The following is an 18,901-nucleotide window of genomic DNA, read 5'->3' as shown; positions in this document are numbered from 1 at the left end:
CCCCCCGTAATTGCCTATCTCTTTTATTTAACAGCTGCTAGACGCACGAAACCTTATAGACAAGTGCAGCGGCTCTTCCGAAAGCGATACACTTCTCTTCAGCTCGACAACGTCTTCAGGAAAAATAAGATCCGTTTGCATGTTGCCTCTTGTAGAACGCAGGATAAGATCGAGCTGGCCTTCTGCCACATCCCATTGCAGTGTACATGCTACGCCATCGCGTGTAAGCAGCGGACCCGCCTTCCCCTTTGTCCAACGAGAAGGACGACCAGGCAGGATATGAAGTTCTCCTGGCACTGAAAAAAGCAGCATTTCTTGAATCGCTGAAGTCCATCCCATATTAGCGTCAATCTGTACGGGTGCCCAATCCATATCAACGCCAATGCCCATACCCCGCCAGTCATTGTGCAGCGTAATGAGGTTGTTCATGACACAAGAACGACCCAAAATCTCTAGGCATTCAAGAGCCGAATCGCCCTGTCCCATACGTGCATAATTGTTGGCCATATGTGCTAAGGACCAGCCTGACTGTTCTTTAAGTCCAATAACTAAACGTTTTTCAATAGAAGTAACGAAAGCTTGAAAAAGATCAGGATCACTCGCTCTAGTCACTTCGGTTCCAGGAAACACCGGATATACATGTGATTCATGACGGTGATGATTGTTATCTGCGTAGAAAGGATGCATCCATTCCTTCACCGATCCGTCTTCGTTGAGCTCATAGGGTGGAAGGTGTTCAAGCATGTTCCGCCACCTTGGAATATCATCTATATATAAGCTAACTGCTTCCGCGCCTTCTATGAGGTGAGTTAGCAATTCCTTAGCGATGGCAAAGTCCATTGTCGCGTTCATGGTCGTACCCATTGACTTCCCTGGACCTCCCCAGTAATTTCCTGGCGTATTCTCAGGCGAATTCGAAGGAGCGCTGATGAAGAACCCGTCATCACCTAGCGTAAAAAAGTCCTCATAAAATAAAGCCGCTTCTCGCATGAACGGCAGAGCTCGATCTCGCAAAAACGCCTTATCGCCCGTGTACAGATAATAATCGTAATAATGTTGAGAGACCCATCCAGCGCCTCCAGTCCAATGAATAATATGTGGGGAGGTATGCTTTAGTAAGCCGGAACCAGGAACACTTGGAGCAGGAATGAAAATACCTTGGCAACCAAACAACTGCTTAGCGTTGATGCGGAAATCCGCCATTAGCTTATCCATGTAATTGAAGACTGCAAGAAGCAGTTCAGGCATATTGCCGGATAAAGCTTGCCAATAAATCATTTGCAGATTTTCATTGACCATGTGAAATGCCCAAACAGCATCATAATCGCCACACCATAACCCATACAAATGGCAGGGCTGCCCTTCGGCTCGCGTGCTAGAAATCAGCAGGTAACGCCCATAGGCCCACATTTTCTCTATTAAGGCGTCCGGCGTTTCCCCCTGGTACGCTTGCAGCAGTAGCTCTTCATTAGAGAGGTCGCGTCCCTCCGCAGCTAAATCAAATTCCATTGCACTAAACAAACGACCATGTTCAATTCTATGCTTGTTTAGCAGCACATCGTAGCTACAAGCAAGACCATTTAGTTCATCCTCTAAGCGTTTCCATTCATCCCCTCTATTTCCGCTCGCAAAAAGCTTGATGATGATCAAGACAGAATCCGCATCCTTTACGGTTAAGCCATTTTTCCCAATCGCTGCCTGGCCTCCATCTACAACGACTCGGGCAACGGCTCCGAAATCAGTCCCGTCTAAATTATGTGCGGCATAATACAAGTGAGTACTCGTAACATCCATTTCCTCGCCTTCGGGAAAAACAATTCCAGGCTTCCTGAAGTCACGTTTATCATGCAGCTGCAAGTTGAAGCGTGCTTCAATGGACTGCGGTCCCCACTTACGGATATCCAAAATAACGGCATCATCTGTACGGGAAACAAATAGCCTACGCTCATACCTTGTTTCTCCATCTGTCCAGTTTACTGCCACTTCTCCTGTTTCCATGTGGAGCGTTCGCTTGTAATTTCGAAACGCTTTACGTAGTGGCATGTAGATCTTGAAATCCCCTAAGGGCAACGGTGAAGCCAGCTTAGGGAAATAGCCCTGCGCCTTGAGGGCATCAGACAGCAGCCTATCGGCCTCAGGAGCATGCCCCTCATGCAGCAATCGCCGTACCTCCGGTAAACGATCACTGACCTTTGGCAAACTCGGATTCTCTCCGCCCCACCAAAGGTCTTCGTGATTTAGTAAAATGGTTTCTTCGTGTACCCCTCCGTAAACGGCAGCTCCAATCCTTCCGTTACCCGAAGGCAGCGCTTCTCGCCATAACGAACGCCACCAGGATGCAGGATAGCACATCGTGAGGAGATGTTTAGTAGTCATGTCATCTATTCCTCCTTTTCCATGTGCATAAAATATATTTTGCCGTTGTAACTTGTCTCTTGACACGCTTCAATTGACACCGCTTTCATAATGTTGGGCGCATATTGTTCAAGCAGATCATCCAGCGGCATAAACACTCCTGCTTCCACGGAATCAGACATCCCTTTCGTCGTCGTATTCCTGACTTTCTATACAACATCCGTTATCTCGTTGGAGTGCTACATCCTGAAATTAAGCTAATCAACACAGCACTGATCAATAGCTTGCCCCACAAATGTTTCATTGCGCCACCTCTTACGCTATTGGTTTGCCCTCTCACTTGGCTGGACAAACAGTGAGAGGTGAACTCACGATGCAACCTCGCTCATCTGTCATTTGAATGAAAAAAGCTGACATCTCTTCAGTAATCAGAGCAATAATCACATTAGAACTAGTGTCAATATGTGCTTCGCCGATTATCCAATTCATTTCAAACCAATTCGTTGTGTTGGCCGCATAACGCAATTCAGCTTTCACGACAGGAACAGCCGATTCATACACCACTTTCACGCTATTCTCGCTGATTTCTTGATTAATCACTTGCGCGAGCGGCATCCCTCCGCAGGTTATTTGATCCGCGAACGTATAGATTTCTTGTGGTTTCCACCCCGCGCTATGGGAATGCCTTAATCCAAAGTGAATGCTCAAATTCGATGACATCAAACCGCCTTTAGAGGCTTCAAACGATTTGCTAAATAAATGAAGCGGGAAATGCGGGTCATGGCTCCAATTAACCCAGAGCATTGGGATCGAAATCCGAGTGAAATAAGATGAAGGATCCCAAAAATGCTTAATCTTTTCGGAATATGCTGGAGGCATCGATGCAAAACTCTGACCATACTTATTGCTCGCTTCGTATAAATAACCGCAGCCATAAACAGGAATAGCAAAAGAAAAGCGTTCGTCTACGCCAGCAACAAGACTTGTAACGATACCTCCCCAAGAGATCCCATGAACACCGATTTTATCAGAGTCAACCTTATCGAAGGAACGCAAAAAGGAGTTAGCTAGCATGACATCAGCAACGGCATGATACATCCATTGATCTTCCAATGGAAGCTCGTAGTCGGCAAATTCTCCTTGCCGAGCAGGGCCGCTCCATTCATGTCCAGGCCAGATGCCATCAGGATTCTTTTCGGTCGGCAGATGACCTTCTAAATCCATCGCGATGGCTGCGTATCCCCTATCTGCCCAGATCCGAACCCATTCTTTGAATGCCGTTCCCCCTCCGCCATGAACAAGAACCACCCCAGGAACCTTCTCTCTTGAAGATGACTCAGGTATCGCATAATAGGCAAATACGCGAGTAGGCCTCCCTTGATAGATCAAGCCCTCGTAAAAAATCGCCTTAATATCTCCCTCATCAAATTGTGAAAGAGGAAACGCTTGCCCCTCTTCGTAGAGCTTTCCAAGATCCCAGGGCAGGGCATGATTAGAAGTGCTCTTCTTTTGTCGTTGCATTGGAATCATCCCCCCTTCTTATCTATCCAATTCCTTTGATTTTCAACAAGATCGCAGCCTAAGCTCAGCAGAGAGAAGACCAACTGAGATCCCTCTGACCACGATTTCTCCAGCCTGCGAATGGGTTTGAATCATTAGCAGACAATATCCGTTAAAGGCTCTGCGGCGATTGGCTTTATCAGGCTCATGGCTGCTAGGATTGCCATTCCCCACGCCTAAAATGGTTGCTTCCCCTTCAACAACAAATGAGACTTCGTTATCTGAAATCGGAACAACATGCCCCTGTTCATCGCGAATGGTAACCGTTATGAAGGCGACGTCTGTCGAATCCGCGTGAAGAACCGTTCGATCTGGCTGCAACTGAATGGTGTAAGGCGTGCCAGTCGTTTCAACTTGTTTGACTGCGACTGCGACACCTTCTTTATAAGCTCTTGCAATGATCACGCCAGGCTCATAGGGAACTTTCCATTCCAGATGTCCAGCTTCGATCATAGGCATCGTTCCAAGACTCCGGCCGTTCAAAGAAAGCTCTACGCTATCTCCGTTAGAATAAATCCAAACGTCAATCAACTCATTTTCTTGTCCATGCCAATTCCAATGAGGCAGGAAATGAACCATGGGTTCTTCCGTCCACACGGATTTAAGATAAAAATACACATCTTTCGGGAATCCGCATGTATCCATAATGCCAAAGTGAGAATTCACACATGGCCATCTGTACGGTGATGGCTCTCCCCTATAATCAAAACCCGTCCATAGGAAGACTCCTGTTAAAAAGGGATGCGCAAGCAGATCATTCCAAGCCTTTTCCACTGTGCAAGACCATGAAGGCATAAAGACACCTTCATATGCCGGACAATATCCTTTCTCCTTATCTAACACATAAATACCCCGAGTCGTTGTACTGCTCGCACTTTCGCTCCCTAACATAATTCGTGAAAGATATGCTTGATGATCGGTTACATCCTGAAGCTTTCTTTGTCCATAGTTGTAGCCAACAATGTCCACTTGATCACTGTAACCTTCGCCATTCCAACCATGGTTCATCGCTGCGAGTGTAGGACGTGTCGCGTCCAATTTGCGCGTAGTGGTTGCTAATGTACGAAGAATCCGAGCACCCGTCACTTTTCCTTCCAAGATTTCTTCGTTCTCCATACACCATAAAATAATCGAGGGATGATTACGATCTCTGTAAATCAAACTTTTGAGATCAGCAATACCTTCGGGAGAGCCGTCCAACTTACGATTCTCATCGATAACCATCATGCCCAGTCGATCGCAAATATCAAGCAGCTCTGGTGTCGGAGGATGATGCGCGCTTCGATAAGCGTTGCAGCCCATTTCTTTCAACAGCTGAAGCTTATACGCGATAATCCGGTCTGGAAGAGCAACACCGACACCGGCGAAATCTTGATGGTTGCATGTTCCTTTAAGAAGAGTTGGTTTGCCGTTTAAAGCAAAACCATTTCTTGTAAACGCGAGAGTCCGAACGCCGAAGGTCGTTTCATAGGTATCCATGATGACGCCTTCCGCTGCGATTTCCGTCACCAATTTATAAAGATAAGGACGATCTGGCGACCACAACTGTGGGACGGGGATAGAAACGAATTGCTCCACTTCTTTTTGAATAAACCATCCCGCGGTTAGTGAATCGGTGACGGAGGCGACGAATTTACCCTCATTATCGACAAGGGTAGATTTAAGCTCGCACAACCGATCTCCCTCATATTCATTATGGACGATCGTTCGTATCATAACTTCTGCTGATTCGTCCGTAACGTGAGGAGTCGTAACGTATGTTCCCCAATGGCCCACATGCAGCCGATCTGTTTTCTGCAGCCACGTGTGTCTGTAAATGCCGCCGCCTTCATACCACCAGCCCTCATACCTATTTGCGTCTACCTTTACAACGATGACGTTATTACCTTCTTCGCCATAACGAATTATATCCGAAATATCGTAATGTACGCCTATATAGCCGCTATTATGAGTGCCGAGCAGGTGCCCGTTTAGCCAAACGGTGCTTACGCCCATAACGCCATCGAAATGGATACTTAGCTTTTTGCCTAAGTCCTCCGTTTGTATGGCAAACATTTTGCGATAGAAGCCAATGCCCGTGGGCAGGTAGCCATGGCTGCCTGGACGACTTCCCAAATCGGGATCGTTAACCACATTCCCTTCAACAACCCAATCGTGTGGAATCTGAACACGATTCCAATCTTTTGGAATCGGTATTTCTCCAGTCTCCTTGTCTGTGTAAGCGATCTCAATCCATTCTCCATCTTCTCGCTTCCCGTTGTCCGTAATACCTCCGGTCATCCCTGCTTTCACCGCGTACTTCACCGGAAGGTCACCTTTGTGAAAAAACCAATCAGCATCGAAGTTTTCCTTGACTCTCTTTTTTTGATGATCCATCCAGAAGCCTCTTTCCTGAAAGCGAATGATGATTCATATAACTATATTTATAATTATATAACCAACCAATATTGCTAACAATAAAAGGATATTTATGATAATATAATAAAATTAATATTTTGATGGATGTGATGAGCTTGAACCATTTTTTCTGGAACGTATTAACGGATATCGATTTCAACTTACCTCTCTATATCGTCTCTACCGGATACTGGATCAATCAGCCTCAAGTCGTGCGAAAAGAAGGCTACAAGGCTTACCAATGGATTCAATGCTTTGATGGACAAGGCCTATTAGAAATTGACGGCAAATCAATCCCCATAGCCAAAGGACAAGGCATGCTGTTATACCCTGGAGTTGCTCATCGTTATTTTCCTGTTTCAGAACCATGGACAGTAAGGTGGATCGCATTTAACGGAAAGTTCGCCGAATCCCTCCTTCATTCTCTGCATTTACAGAAATCAATGGTGCTATATACAACGAAACCGGAGTTATTGCTAACAAGAATAAATGAAATTAATAGCATTTTCGGCATTCGAAGAAATATATCAAGTTATGAAGGCTCGCATCTGCTTTACGGGTTGATTCTGGATATATTTCGCTACACATCCCTATCGGATAACCGCTCTAATCAGGAGCAATACGAGCATTTGAAGCCTGTTATGGATTACATCGAAACGCACTTTGATCAACCCATCTCCCTACTGGATCTGGCGAACCAATTAGCTGTGACGCCTCCCTATACATGTGTTTTATTTCAACAAACGTTAGGAACAAGGCCTTTCGAGTACATTAATCTTTTCCGAATTCGAAAAGCTAAAGAACTGCTTCAACTTTATCCTGAATTAGAGATTAAAACCATTTCTACAAAAGTCGGCTTTGAGAGTCCAAGCTACTTCATCAAATTATTTAAAAAACATGAGGGGATTACGCCAAATGAGTTTAAAAAAATGCATACGATCCATTTATGATCCTATGCATGCATGATTATTTTATGGATTTCCTTCGATCTCTTTGCGCATTTTCTCAAAAATTGATGTAACTCCAATCCACCAGTTAGGGTCCTCTGCATACTTCGTGTTCAGCCATGCAATCGGATGGGCTTCTACAGGTCGATTACGACTTATGGTTAAAATGGTTTTCGAAGCAATTCGGGCTGAATCCGTAATATTCGTGTTATATGTCTTCCAACTGTTGTAAATATTAAACGGATTATTCGCAATTTGCTTTGCTTGTTTTCGATCCTTGGGTACATACGCTTGCTCCTGCCCTGTAATTGCAAAAAGCAGAAGAGGATGAATGTTGCTTTCCTCCGCTGCGGTAAGTATCGCGGTGAAATAAGGCTCCTCTGCCAGTAAGGATTGTTTGGCTTGCAGCCATGCTTTCAGCTTGTCCGTTTGCAAGTCACGATAGGTATATTCGCTTGGAAGTACAGAAGCAGGTAATTGAATAGTTGGTTCGGCAGGGATGGCTTCCTCTGTGCCAATTTGCTTTTGATGAAAAATCCCCCCCTCTCCTTGGGGGGATATGATTAGCACCAATGCAAGAATTAAGCTGCCGACACAGGCTAAACGCCAACTGAATCGCAGTCCCCAAAGCCTCTCTTGGGAAGATTCCTCGTGCTGACTAACCGCTGAACCCTCTTCCATGTTCGCAGGCTGGTGCTGGTTCGTCCATAAGGTGAGCTGGTTCTTGTCAGATTCCTCTAAGTTTAATTTCTTGCACGTCTCAAAGATATGAGTAGTCATTAATGTAAAGCGTTCCTTCGAGCCTAACTGGGTCAAGAGCTCACCACGCACCGTTTTTTTCGTCTTTTCTTCGAAATCCGGTAAATGTTGATCAATGATCCGATGCACCGCATTCGCTAATAATGCAGCCTTTTGTGAGGAAGTGAACTCAGGGTGCTTACGTTCAATATATTGTTTGATTTTGATCATCGCTACGTCATCGATGATTGACTTGTTAACTACGTCTTTACGCGGAATATTCATTATGCAGTTTCGCCCATCTTAGTATGTGAATATGCATATTTTACCATAGCTTTCCTTTGCCAGCTATATGGCGCCCAATCAATCGTTTACTATCGTTTATCGTTAGAGTAGAGCCCCAGTGGACTAAATGGCTTTAGTTAAAATTATTTCTAACGGCTCATTTTCGAGTAATAGACACCCGGAATCCCGAAATCCTAATTTTCTGTAGAAGTGCTGTGCCTCTTCATTAGCCAGAGTAGAGGTCATTACCAACTTATAACCCTTATTTTTCATTTCTTCTTCCCAAAATAAGACGACTTGCTTACCTATCCCCTTACCTCGATATTGTTCGTCAACCCAAATCATATTCATGAAAGGTGTGTTATCCCAGAAATATCCGTACCTCATCCATCCGATATTTTTTTCATCATGGTCCCGTAGAATATATATTTCATTTCCACTAATTTTTTGTAGTAATAAGGTATCTAAAATATGATGGTCACGCTCTCGTATATATCCATAGTCTGAATTCGTTGCAATAGCAATTTTCATCTCTATACTCCTCCTTGTGTATCACATTCCATATTTTAACACACTTTATTCAAGCATATCTGCCCGTTCAATAAAAAAGGACGCTTACGCGCCTTCGCTTGGGTTACGTCCTCCTCATTATATTCCATCTCCAATTTTCATGCCCTGATCACCAACAAGTTGACCAACGAATGCATTTCGACATATCAATGAGATATTCTTTAGCAATTAAATTAGCGCTTCTGATGCGCAATTCATACATTTTTTCAATGAACATCAAAAAGAAGAATCCTATCAGGATTCTTCTTTTTGTATTTTGGCAGGGTTATTAATTTTATACGGTACAGGATGTTTGGTAAGTTTCTTCGCTACAATTTTGCATTCAAACGAAATCGTGTCGCCGATATTCAATTCGACTTTTTTAAGCGTGGCGCTGTGACTGGACCAGGCTACCCCGATTTCCATAGCAGGCTCCAGGATAGAAACGGCTTCATAAATAACCACTTCATCATCATTATCTGAGAAATTGTTCGGCACCGTTGTGAATTCCTTCACCGTAGCTGTCATTTTAACTTTTTCTTCAGGAAGCTGAATTTTTTGTGCCTTTTCTTTTTTGGCTTTGCCCTTTGGCGGCTCTTTGGCACTTGTTTCCTTGGTCTCAACTTCATTAATTGGCTGAGATTCTATTGGGTCCATCTCAAGCTCAACAACAGGTGTTGCATCCCGCTGATCTACGGACTCTTCCACTGCTGCCGATAGCTTCTGACCATATGTCGATGCCTGCATCTCTTTCAGATACGAGGGATGAATACAGTGCTCTTGTTTGTTGTCGAATGCGATAACGGCAGTGAATTTATCAACATAGCCGATAATGCTGCAAGGAAGATTCATGCCATTTCCTTTGTAGAAAAATGCTTTTGTTTTGGATGCTTTCTCCGATAGTAAGTTCCAGTCCTTACATTTATCCACTAGTTCATCTTCCGTTTCGAAAGTGTTGAACGTCTTGGGTTCAATGATAAACGAATACGTCAAATCTTCACCGGCTCTCTTTGATCTATGATAGGCAAGCTGATGTCTTGCTATAGTTCCTATTTTACCCTATTTATAGCTTAGTTCAAAAGATTATGTGAAGGCAACTTGTTTTGTCCTACATCCCTACATAAGTTCAACTTAGTTTGTTTGATTTCTATTCTCAAGCAAGCGTACGCGCTACGCCAACTCTCTGTTGCTATCCACCGGGAAGCTCCCGCGGGTAGCGTTTTGCCGAATCACCTGCCTTGTTGTCTAATTAAATTCTTCTATTTGAAAAACAATAAGCACACAAAATTCAATCAACATGAAAAATACATTTCTTGTATTTACCATCCATGTTGTGAGAGAATGATTATGAAAGAACATCCTTTTTTTTCGTTACTGACTTTTTGAAAGTAAGATATCACGCATACTTATTTAGGAGGTATTCACATGTCAACACATGAAAGTTCTACACACGTTTTAGCGACACAATCCTTGTTCGAACCTTTTGAAGCTGGCAATCTGAAGCTGAGCAACCGCATTGTCATGGCACCGATGACTCGGGGCTTCTCTCCAAACGGTGTACCCGGACAGGACGTTGCGGATTACTACCGCCGCAGAGCAGAGAATGGGGTTGGTCTCATCGTTACGGAGGGAACGCTGATCAATCATCCAGCAGCGGGAGCTAGTCCGCACTGGCCCAACTTCCATGGTGAAGAAGCCTTGAACGGATGGGCTAACGTCGTTTCTGGCGTCCATGAGGCTGGCGGTAAAATCATTCCGCAGTTATGGCACGTAGGCACGAGCCGAGCTATTGGCAGCCTCCCGAATCCTGAAGCCTTGCCCGTAGGCCCATCAGGACTAGATTTATCTGGCAATAAAGTTTCCGAGCCATTAACGGAACAGGAAATCGTTCTCCTTATAGAAGCATACGCCCAAGCTGCTGCCGACGCCAAACGTATTGGCTTTGATGGCATAGAGCTTCATGGCGCTCATGGCTACTTGATTGACCAATTTTTCTGGGAGAAAACCAATCAACGAACAGACCGCTACGGAGGAAGCCTCGTCGCTCGTACTCGTTTCGCCGCGGAAATCGTTGCAGCCTGCCGACGTGCTGTCGGACCCGATTTCCCTATCGTTTTTCGTTTCTCGCAATGGAAAAGCACGGAATACACAGCGAAATTAGCTAATACCTCCGAGCAGTTAGCTCAGTTCTTAGCGCCTCTTGTGGAAGCTGGCGTTGACATCTTTCACTGCTCAACGCGTCGCTTCTGGGAGCCTGAGTTCGAAGGTTCCGATCTAAATCTTGCGGGTTGGACGAAAAAACTAACGGGTAAACCTACCATCACTGTCGGATCCGTAGGTCTCGATGAAGAATTTACGAAGCTCTTCAAAGAAGGCGCCGGCGCGAATGCGATCAATCTCGATGGATTAATCAAACGACTGGGTCAAGGTGAATTTGATTTGGTAGCCATAGGCCGTGCGCTGTTGAACGATCCCACATGGGCAGCTAAAGTTCGCGAAGGACGCACAAGTGAACTGCTCCCTTTTACAGCTGAATCGATGAAAACTTTGCTATAAATCCTGCATATAAATAAAAACGGCTGCTCCCTTTTTTTCAGGGATTCAGCCGTTTCCTTTACCAACTTCACCGTACAAGTTATCGGAAGCCGTTAAGTACATACTCATACTGTAGGCGACGATTAATCCTCGTTGCTTTTCACAAGCTCGACAAGTGCCAAGGCTCCATCGTGCTCAGGCTCCAAAGCCAAAGCTCTCAGGGAATAATCCATTGCTGCGTCTTCAATACTAAGTTCATAACAACAAATCGCCATCTGATAAAATAAATCTGTATCCCCTTCACAGACCTGCAAGTAGCGTTTGTAAAAAACTAACGCATCCTCAAACAAATCCATTTGGTAGAGCAGTGTACCGCAATCTAGAGCTAAGACGTGCTTCTCCTCCATCGGGTAGAAACCTTTCCACATGAAGTAAATCCCTTTGCGTAAATCATTCATTTCTTCATCGCCGCAAGTTGACAGTAAGTCCGAGATTCGTTTGGCACTTTGCAGAAACACTTGCGCATCATACCCACTCAATCGCCAAAAGGCATGGAGTTGTGTAAATTCCATTTGAATCAAATGCTTATCAAACCATTCTTTAATACTAAAAAAATCATCCGGTCCAAAGTGATCTACAAACCGCCGATAAGCTAACCGCGTATTCGCATAAGCCTTCGGGATTTGGAGCATCAAAATACAACCTACATTAAGGTGATTATAATGATGCTTAGTGAATAATGTCTCAGCACCCTTTTGCTCAAAAACGTGTTGAATCGCATGGTAATTAGCCGTTAAGGAAAAGCTCCCATGATGAATAAGCTTGGGGGCATCTGAATATTCCCAATTGTCCAGTCGATGATCCCCTTTATCAGCAGTTAGGAGAAGAAAACCGGAATTCGACAACCGACTGAGGCGCTCTAAACAATCCAACCCAACGGCCGGAAAGAGTACATGCGAATCTTCAAGCTTTTGTTTATATACCTCTATAATATGGTAGTAGGGATACGTTTCTTGTTCGTATGCAGCCGCTCTCCGATAGTGATAATGAGGAATCACTTGCTTCAATTTATCGGAAGTACGAAGCTCTTCGTTTTCAACTGGGAACTCCAAAGAAACATCACATTCATAAATTTTATTTTCATCCACATAAAGCAGTTCTTGCGGGATACTGTCAAAAAAATAATTCGCAATAACTAGCAGCGGTTGCTTTAAATCAGATGGCCCAATGCGGACATTTGTTTGGGTCAAATGCAGCTCAGTATCCTGCGCGGCATCGAATTGTGCAAAATCCAATACGCCTTGCTGAACAAAGGGAAGCAAGCTTCGATGCTGTTCCCAATAAGCAATATTTTTAACAGCTAAATCACTCATGACATAACGAAATGACGGCAGCGAGATGCCTGCATAATCCCTAAGTTCGCACAGCTCTTTGAGAATATGAAAGGCTAATCGACCTGAGCCAGCGCCAAGCTCAACAATTGTAATGGGTTCAGCACTATAACCAAGTCTGGCTCTATCCTGAAGAAACCCGAAAATAATTTCGGCGTAGGCCACTGCAATAATTGGATTACTAGTTATGTACTGAGGAACCTCTTCACTTTGCCAAGCATGAATTCCCTGCTCTTCATAATAAGACCTCTGCAGCTCCCAAATCGGAGCTTCGCTAAAACGGTAGATCTGTTGCTCTTTATGTGTCATCCAGTTGTACCTACTTTACTTATTTTTATTAACATTCGTTAGAACAATGATAGGAACCTATGAATTAAACATGTCCATATTGATCGTATATAAAACAACTTCAGCCAGCCTTACTCTTATTTATTTGGGCATAAGTTTAAGCCCTATGGCATTACTCCCGAACAATGGAATACTTGATTTGATAGAGCGAAGAGGCATTATACGAAGGGGAAAAAATCCTGCCGACCGCAGGTCTCATTTTATCTTAACGTAGTAAATTAACTGTTTTTAATGCGTCAATCAGGTATAGCGCGACCTGTATCGCCTCCTCCTCTTTATCAAATTCATCTCCGAATGAATGTTGAAATATTTGAATAAGCTTGCTTCCCAGTGCTTCAGCATTCATATCAGCCAGATGTTTGGTGATATAAATCACAAGCGTTTGCGTTTCACCATCATACTCATCCTCAGGACTATGCGCTCCAAGTAACTCGATCGGGTCCCATTTATCAATTTGTTGTTTCACTACATCTATGATAGGTTTTGGGTTATAATCAAGCGAATTTAGATAGTTGTTTTCTCTCATTATTTCTTTTTTAATACTCCAAAGCACATAATTCATCCTCGTTTGTTCATTTACTGCTCTAAACTTCATATAGCTTCTTCCCTTCTCTCATCCGCGCCAAAACTTTAATTGTATGCACTACCTTAATATACAGGGAAACCAAACTCAGTGCCAGCAGCACTTCAGCCACTTGCCAAACCTACGCAGTCATTCATATGGAATCAATTTCCTCTAGACGAGATAAAAAAATCCGCCTATTCAGCGGACGTTAATCGTTCTATTTAACTGTGGCTCGTCAATTTAACAGCTAGTTAAATCCCAAAGCCGCCCATCAGTGGCATAATGAATTTAAGCATTCCCATTCCAAATTTCATGAAGCCGCCTAACGATCCCAAAGCCCCCAAAAAGCCTCCGCCTCCTGATGCCCCTCCGCCAAATAGTCCGCCTAGACCGCCCACATTAGACAGTAAGCCACCCAAGCCACCTAGCGCTGAGGTTCTAGCCATTGCTTTTGTGGACTTTTTGGGCAACCGCTCAGTTCCCTTTACCCCTTCAAAAAGTAATTCTTGGCCCTGAATGTCGCGAACCATTCCACAATAATAAGTACCATCTTTTAAAACAATAAGAACGGGTACGCTATTCATAACATTCATAATTTGCGCTTTCGTTTCTATGCCTGCCTGACTGCCCAATCTTTTAGTTTTAGATTTGTATGTTTTTTTTTTCAATTTTATTAGCACACCCTCTCGTCTCACTCGTCCCACATCTATGTAGTGTATGTCGACCTATTCGAAGTTGACTGAGCTAAATAAGAAAAGAAGGAAACAAAATACATGTTTATTTTAAACCCTGGTCTAACTTTCGTGCCGATTGCCCCCTGCAAATCACAAATAATTAACCTTATTAACTATTAGCATGCATGCAATAGTAACTGCTTCTTTTGCCAAAAAAAAGAAAGCCTCGATTTCTCAAGCTTCCCTTTTCAAATAATTCTTACGCATCCGACGCCACCAAAGCTATCCGTTCGAGCATTTTATCTCCATATAACTTATTAAGCTTTAGATCAGGCATATGAATATAGCCGATATAGCAATCACAGCATGTCATTCGGCATAGCCTGTTTTTAGAAAGGCCCTCTAAGCCGTCTCGATACAAGTTTCCGATTACCTGGCGATCCTTATAGCAGCGCTTTACACGTCCTTCGCCTTGGACATAAAAAACGTTATACCCCGCATTGCATGCTTTGCCCATACTCTCATAGTCGACCGTATTTATCATAAAATAAGGGTCAATTTCTTTAAAAATAGACATATCCGTAGCTGTGTAATAATCAGGCTTGTCCTTAAATGCGTTGACCCACATATATACGTCAGCAGGAAGCGAATTCCGCAGCGAAAGCAAGGGTTCATATGCGCTTTTCAATCCAACCGAGCCCACACTGAAGGGAATCCCCTGCCTGTGCAGTTCTCCACATTGTTTGAGAAACTTTGCCTCTTCTGTCTGACCAGGATGATAAGTTACCCAGAAAGCTGCCTTCGTCTGATTTAATTCTGATGTCCAGTCCAGCCTAGCGGATAAGTTCGTTTGAATGGCTACTTTATCTACATGAGCCATATGTGACAATTCGATCATAGCCGATCGATACCATCGGTGAGTAAGGCCTTCACCGTATGGGTTAAAAAAAACAGAAATTTGGTGACCTTCGTCTCCTTGCTTCCTAACCCAATCTACAAAAGCACCCATTTCCAACTGATCCTTGGCAAGTATCTGAGCACTATCCTTGTTTTTACTAAATGGACAATACGGGCAGTCATAATTACAAGAGGTGATACTTCCGCGATAATAAATCGTTGCTTTCATTCTAATACATAGCTTTCCATGCGATCTCTCACCGTGGAGGAAATTAGCCAATCCCCTATGGAGTCCGAATAGGTTAAGCCTTCGTCCGTAAGACGCAGCACGCCCGAATCGATCGTTGCTAATCCGGTGTGCAGCAGGTTATTCAGCTCTGGGTGATCTTCCAACGTGAGGCTGCCGAAACGTTCCGAATAACTGCTTAACGTCAATCCTTCTGAATGTAAAATGGCTTTCAAAATAAACCGTCGTTTCTGCTCGGCTTCGTTCAAAATGATTCCATAATCTGCTGTCGTATAATCTTCGGTCGCTACATAATCAGCAATGATACTTGCCGTTGCGCTGCGGCTAACTCCATAGCGAGAGGCATAATGGACGCCACGGGTATAAGAACGCGCACCGCAACCTAGCCCTATCATTCCTTCTTCCTGGCAGCTATAAGGTAGAAGCACTTTTGTAGTCCTCGCTTCTTGCTTCGCGAATCTGCGCATGGAATACTGCGTGTAACCTTGAGCAAGCAAGCTTTCACGAGCAGCAGTGTACATAGAAAGGCGTTCGTCTATGCCTCTTTTATTGATATCCTCCGGTTTCACAATCGTATGCTCGCGCGTATATAGCGGATAAAGAAAGATTTCTTCTGGGCTATAAGATAGAGCTCGATTAAGCGAATGCATCCATGAATCAATCGTCTGTCCAGGCAAGCCGTAAATCAGATCCAAATTAAGAATTGGAAAATCATAGAGCTTCAATTGTTCCAGCGCCCGCTCAACCTCTAGGGGCAATTGTGGACGATAAATAGCCGTAGCCTCCGCCGTAACGAAGCTTTGAATGCCCATGCTGACGCGATCAACCTGCCGACTTTTCAGAATGGAGAGGCGTTCTGTTGTCACCGTTTCAGGTGATGTTTCCACCGAGATCGACGCGACTTTGGGATCTAATCCCATCGTCTCTTCCGCTATTTGGAACAAGCGATCAAGCTGTGACGTTTCCAGCAATGTAGGCGTCCCTCCGCCGATTGCGAATCTGGAAATAGGCTTACTTTTAATGAATGGCGCCCATTGTTTGGCCTGCCTCTCCAGTGCATCCACATACTCCTTATGTACGTTGGATCGCTTGTCAGGCAGCGTAAACAAGTTGCAGAATCCGCAGCGCGCTCCGCAAAAAGGGATATGCATATATAAAAAGAACGTTTCTGTCGGTTCGTTTCTCCACAACTCTGACAACGACAGCTTCGTATCGAATTCTCGATAAGACATTTTGTGCGGATAGGAGTACAAATAAGACCGATAAGGATCCGAAGTTAAGTGTTCCTTCCATTTTCGGAGTGCTGCCGCATCTTCGATCAGTTCCGCATCGTTAAGCTGAGTCGTATGACCCATCAGTTCTCCACAACCTCTCTCTAGCAACTTCTCGTCTATAAAATAAATTCGCGGTACGGCACGTTCCAAACCACCTCATGTGCGAGACGATGGCCTTCATAGCCGTCTTCGCCATAAGCAGTTCCGTGATCCGAGAATACTAGACATAACACTGGACGTTCGCGCTGCCGCATCGCGCTAAACAACCGTCCAAGCTCGCCGTCTACATACCGCAAAGCGGCGCGCTGCGTCTCCACCGAGTCTTTCTTAGCTCCAGGGACATAATAATGATTAGGCCCATGAATAGCTGAAACATTCATAAACAGAAATAGCCGCTCATCGGCTGCCGATTTATCTAATAACTTCAGTGCGTGATTCACTTGATGTTCCGTGGAGCGTGGATTCGTGACGCCGAACGTCATTCTCCAGTAACTTTCTTGAAAATAGCTAGGAAGTACGCTTGCAAGCGGAACCTTCTTCGTAAAAAAGATGACGCCGCCGATACAAATTGTTCGATAGCCCTCTTCGCGCAAGCCAGATACCATATCCGGCGTGTCAAACAGCCAAGTATTCGGATGGGTCTTTAACCCTGTATGCTTTGAATGAAACAAACGTACATGTTCTGACTTTCTTGTTGTGGCTGGCGTTGGAAGAAAGCCTCCAAAAAATGCATGATGAGCCGCATAAGTAAAGCTGCCAGGGGTGTGACGTTGTTCCCACTGATTGCCTCCGCACAGATTAGGACAGTTCTCTTCCTCCAGTTGGGCAACATCGTAACGCAGCGTATCCAGTGTAATCATCAGAATATCATGGCTGCCAACAATGTGATTCATGTTAATCAACTCGACTTTTCCTTTCCCGCTTATCTTGAAAAGCTCCTAGCCGTTTAAATTCCCACTCATACGTATCATATCCTCGATAATTAACATGATAAATCAAATCACCGAATGGATTGACATCCAACACATAGGGGGTTCGAGTACCTCTGCTAAGTGCAATATCAATCCCGGCGACCTCCGAATTAGGGAAAGCCTCCATTGCTTTCTCGGCACAGAGGCGAACGCCTTCCTGCTCCTTCATAGATAGGTTTACAGACTCAAGACTCATTCGCTCGCTTCGCAAATGCAGATTCGTAATCGGCGTGCTGCTTACTCGCGCAATGCTGTGACACGCTTCTCCCCCTACAACCAACTGCCGAATGTCAAATGCCCGATCCTCATATGAAGCTTTTGGAATCCACTGCTCCACATGCGCGCCATGATGTAAAAGCCAGTTTACGATCTGGCGAATCACAGGTCTGTCTGTATAGCGCACCAGTTTTTTTACATTGTAGTAGAGAGGCGGTCTAGCTATGTAATTTTCTACGCCAATTGTTGTAATCGCTAGTTCGGCGCCTGTTACAGGGTTCACTTGATAGGCCATAACTCCGCACGCCCCTGAACCTGCTGCAAGCTTTAGGAAAATACGGTGCATCCGCAAGCTAGCCATCTTTTCACGCAGCATCTCGTAGTCCAGAAGAGCTTCTGGCTGGTCTAATAAGCGCGGTACGGGTAGACCAGCGGCTGATAATACCCGATGTGTTTCCCGTTTATCGAACATAGCCGCAATGTCCGCTGGGGCATTCATCCAGCGTGGATGCTTCCATAACTGCTTGGCTTCATTATCCATCCGCGCCAACAAGCGGCCATAACCGCGAAACCATTGAGACGGGTGATATAATTTCCCTTTTTGTTCATGTAGGGCACGTGCAGTCTTCATCGACAATGACTGAAAATCAACCTTTCCGCCAAATGCCATCAACCGATCATCTTCAGCCTTACAATTGGCATCAGGCGCTCCAAGGGCGATTAACTCTCGTTCTACTTCAAAGTCCTCGCCAGGCGCGTCAAGCCTAAGCATTGGAGCTTCGCCTATTTGCAGCCCTTGGGAATGCGCGAGATGCGTCAAGGAAGTTTTTCCTTGGAGTAAATCAAGGTAACCCAACTGAATTGCTGGTGGCAACCCGAGTCTTGCCCGAGCAGCCTGAAGCCCAACTGTTCGACGGTTATCTGAATTACTAATTAAGATCATCCGTTCCAT

The 18,901-nt window shown here is 44.6% G+C and carries 16 protein-coding genes; 2 read left to right on the top strand and 14 right to left on the bottom strand.

The window, feature by feature from the left end; genetic code table 11:
* Nucleotides 1-27 precede the first annotated feature (27 nt).
* From GK047_RS07030 to galA, 4 genes are all read right to left on the bottom strand, one after another.
* Entirely contained in the window at nt 28-2,376 is a 2,349-nt protein-coding gene (locus tag GK047_RS07030; RefSeq protein WP_163943076.1) for a glycoside hydrolase family 95 protein, read from the bottom strand.
* 5 nt (nt 2,377-2,381) lie between these two features.
* Entirely contained in the window at nt 2,382-2,537 is a 156-nt protein-coding gene (locus GK047_RS07025; protein WP_346010289.1) for a hypothetical protein, read from the bottom strand.
* Between the two features lie 154 nt (nt 2,538-2,691).
* The gene (locus GK047_RS07020) at nt 2,692-3,876 is read right to left on the bottom strand and encodes an alpha/beta hydrolase family protein (RefSeq protein WP_163943075.1); all 1,185 of its coding nucleotides are present in this window, start codon (nt 3,874-3,876) and stop codon (nt 2,692-2,694) included.
* Between the two features lie 42 nt (nt 3,877-3,918).
* A complete protein-coding gene (gene galA / locus GK047_RS07015) occupies nt 3,919-6,291 on the bottom strand; it encodes a beta-galactosidase GalA (protein ID WP_163943073.1) in 2,373 nt (790 codons plus the stop codon).
* 122 nt (nt 6,292-6,413) lie between these two features.
* On the opposite strand from galA, the gene GK047_RS07010 reads away from it, so the two are divergent.
* Nucleotides 6,414-7,262: an AraC family transcriptional regulator gene (locus GK047_RS07010; protein ID WP_163943070.1), complete on the top strand. Its 849-nt coding sequence runs from the start codon at nt 6,414-6,416 to the stop codon at nt 7,260-7,262.
* A gap of 21 nt (nt 7,263-7,283) precedes the next feature.
* Here the strand turns inward: GK047_RS07010 and GK047_RS07005 are convergent, their stop codons facing one another.
* The 3 genes from GK047_RS07005 to GK047_RS06995 form a co-directional block, all read right to left on the bottom strand.
* Nucleotides 7,284-8,282, bottom strand: a complete 999-nt coding sequence (locus GK047_RS07005) for a glucosaminidase domain-containing protein (RefSeq protein WP_163943067.1) — start codon at nt 8,280-8,282, stop codon at nt 7,284-7,286.
* 123 nt (nt 8,283-8,405) lie between these two features.
* Entirely contained in the window at nt 8,406-8,813 is a 408-nt protein-coding gene (locus GK047_RS07000) for a GNAT family N-acetyltransferase (RefSeq protein ID WP_163943065.1), read from the bottom strand.
* 273 nt (nt 8,814-9,086) lie between these two features.
* Entirely contained in the window at nt 9,087-9,824 is a 738-nt protein-coding gene (locus GK047_RS06995; protein WP_163943062.1) for a hypothetical protein, read from the bottom strand.
* Nucleotides 9,825-10,256: 432 nt separating this feature from the next.
* Between GK047_RS06995 and GK047_RS06990 the strand changes: the two genes are divergently transcribed.
* Nucleotides 10,257-11,387 carry an NADH:flavin oxidoreductase gene (locus GK047_RS06990; RefSeq protein WP_163943059.1) on the top strand — a complete coding sequence of 377 codons (1,131 nt, stop codon included), beginning with the start codon at nt 10,257-10,259 and terminating at the stop codon, nt 11,385-11,387.
* Nucleotides 11,388-11,509: 122 nt separating this feature from the next.
* On the opposite strand, the gene GK047_RS06985 is transcribed toward GK047_RS06990, so the two are convergent.
* The 7 genes from GK047_RS06985 to GK047_RS06955 all read right to left on the bottom strand — a co-directional run bounded on the left by GK047_RS06985 (nt 11,510) and on the right by GK047_RS06955 (nt 18,901).
* Nucleotides 11,510-13,066 carry an SAM-dependent methyltransferase gene (locus GK047_RS06985; protein WP_163943055.1) on the bottom strand — a complete coding sequence of 519 codons (1,557 nt, stop codon included), beginning with the start codon at nt 13,064-13,066 and terminating at the stop codon, nt 11,510-11,512.
* A gap of 244 nt (nt 13,067-13,310) precedes the next feature.
* On the bottom strand, nt 13,311-13,700 hold the full coding sequence (locus GK047_RS06980; protein ID WP_163943052.1) for a hypothetical protein: 390 nt from the start codon (nt 13,698-13,700) through the stop codon (nt 13,311-13,313).
* A 221-nt stretch (nt 13,701-13,921) separates the two neighbouring features.
* The gene (locus GK047_RS29160) at nt 13,922-14,263 is read right to left on the bottom strand and encodes a hypothetical protein (RefSeq protein ID WP_205516331.1); all 342 of its coding nucleotides are present in this window, start codon (nt 14,261-14,263) and stop codon (nt 13,922-13,924) included.
* A 340-nt stretch (nt 14,264-14,603) separates the two neighbouring features.
* Nucleotides 14,604-15,470 (bottom strand): STM4011 family radical SAM protein, encoded by an 867-nt coding sequence (locus GK047_RS06970; protein ID WP_163943037.1) that lies wholly within the window; start codon nt 15,468-15,470, stop codon nt 14,604-14,606.
* Nucleotides 15,467-16,843, bottom strand: a complete 1,377-nt coding sequence (locus GK047_RS06965; protein ID WP_163943753.1) for an STM4012 family radical SAM protein — start codon at nt 16,841-16,843, stop codon at nt 15,467-15,469. The genes GK047_RS06970 and GK047_RS06965 overlap by 4 nt, the downstream gene beginning before the upstream one ends.
* Nucleotides 16,844-16,878: 35 nt before the next feature.
* On the bottom strand, nt 16,879-17,664 hold the full coding sequence (locus tag GK047_RS06960; RefSeq protein WP_163943034.1) for an STM4013/SEN3800 family hydrolase: 786 nt from the start codon (nt 17,662-17,664) through the stop codon (nt 16,879-16,881).
* The gene (locus GK047_RS06955) at nt 17,657-18,901 is read right to left on the bottom strand and encodes an STM4014 family protein (protein ID WP_163943031.1); all 1,245 of its coding nucleotides are present in this window, start codon (nt 18,899-18,901) and stop codon (nt 17,657-17,659) included. The genes GK047_RS06960 and GK047_RS06955 overlap by 8 nt, the downstream gene beginning before the upstream one ends.

This window comes from Paenibacillus sp. SYP-B3998 (assembly GCF_010820665.1).
In the GTDB taxonomy this organism is placed as follows: domain Bacteria; phylum Bacillota; class Bacilli; order Paenibacillales; family NBRC-103111; genus Paenibacillus_E.
Note: the sequence above shows the minus strand (reverse complement) of the source record. Positions and strands in the feature narration are given on the sequence as shown.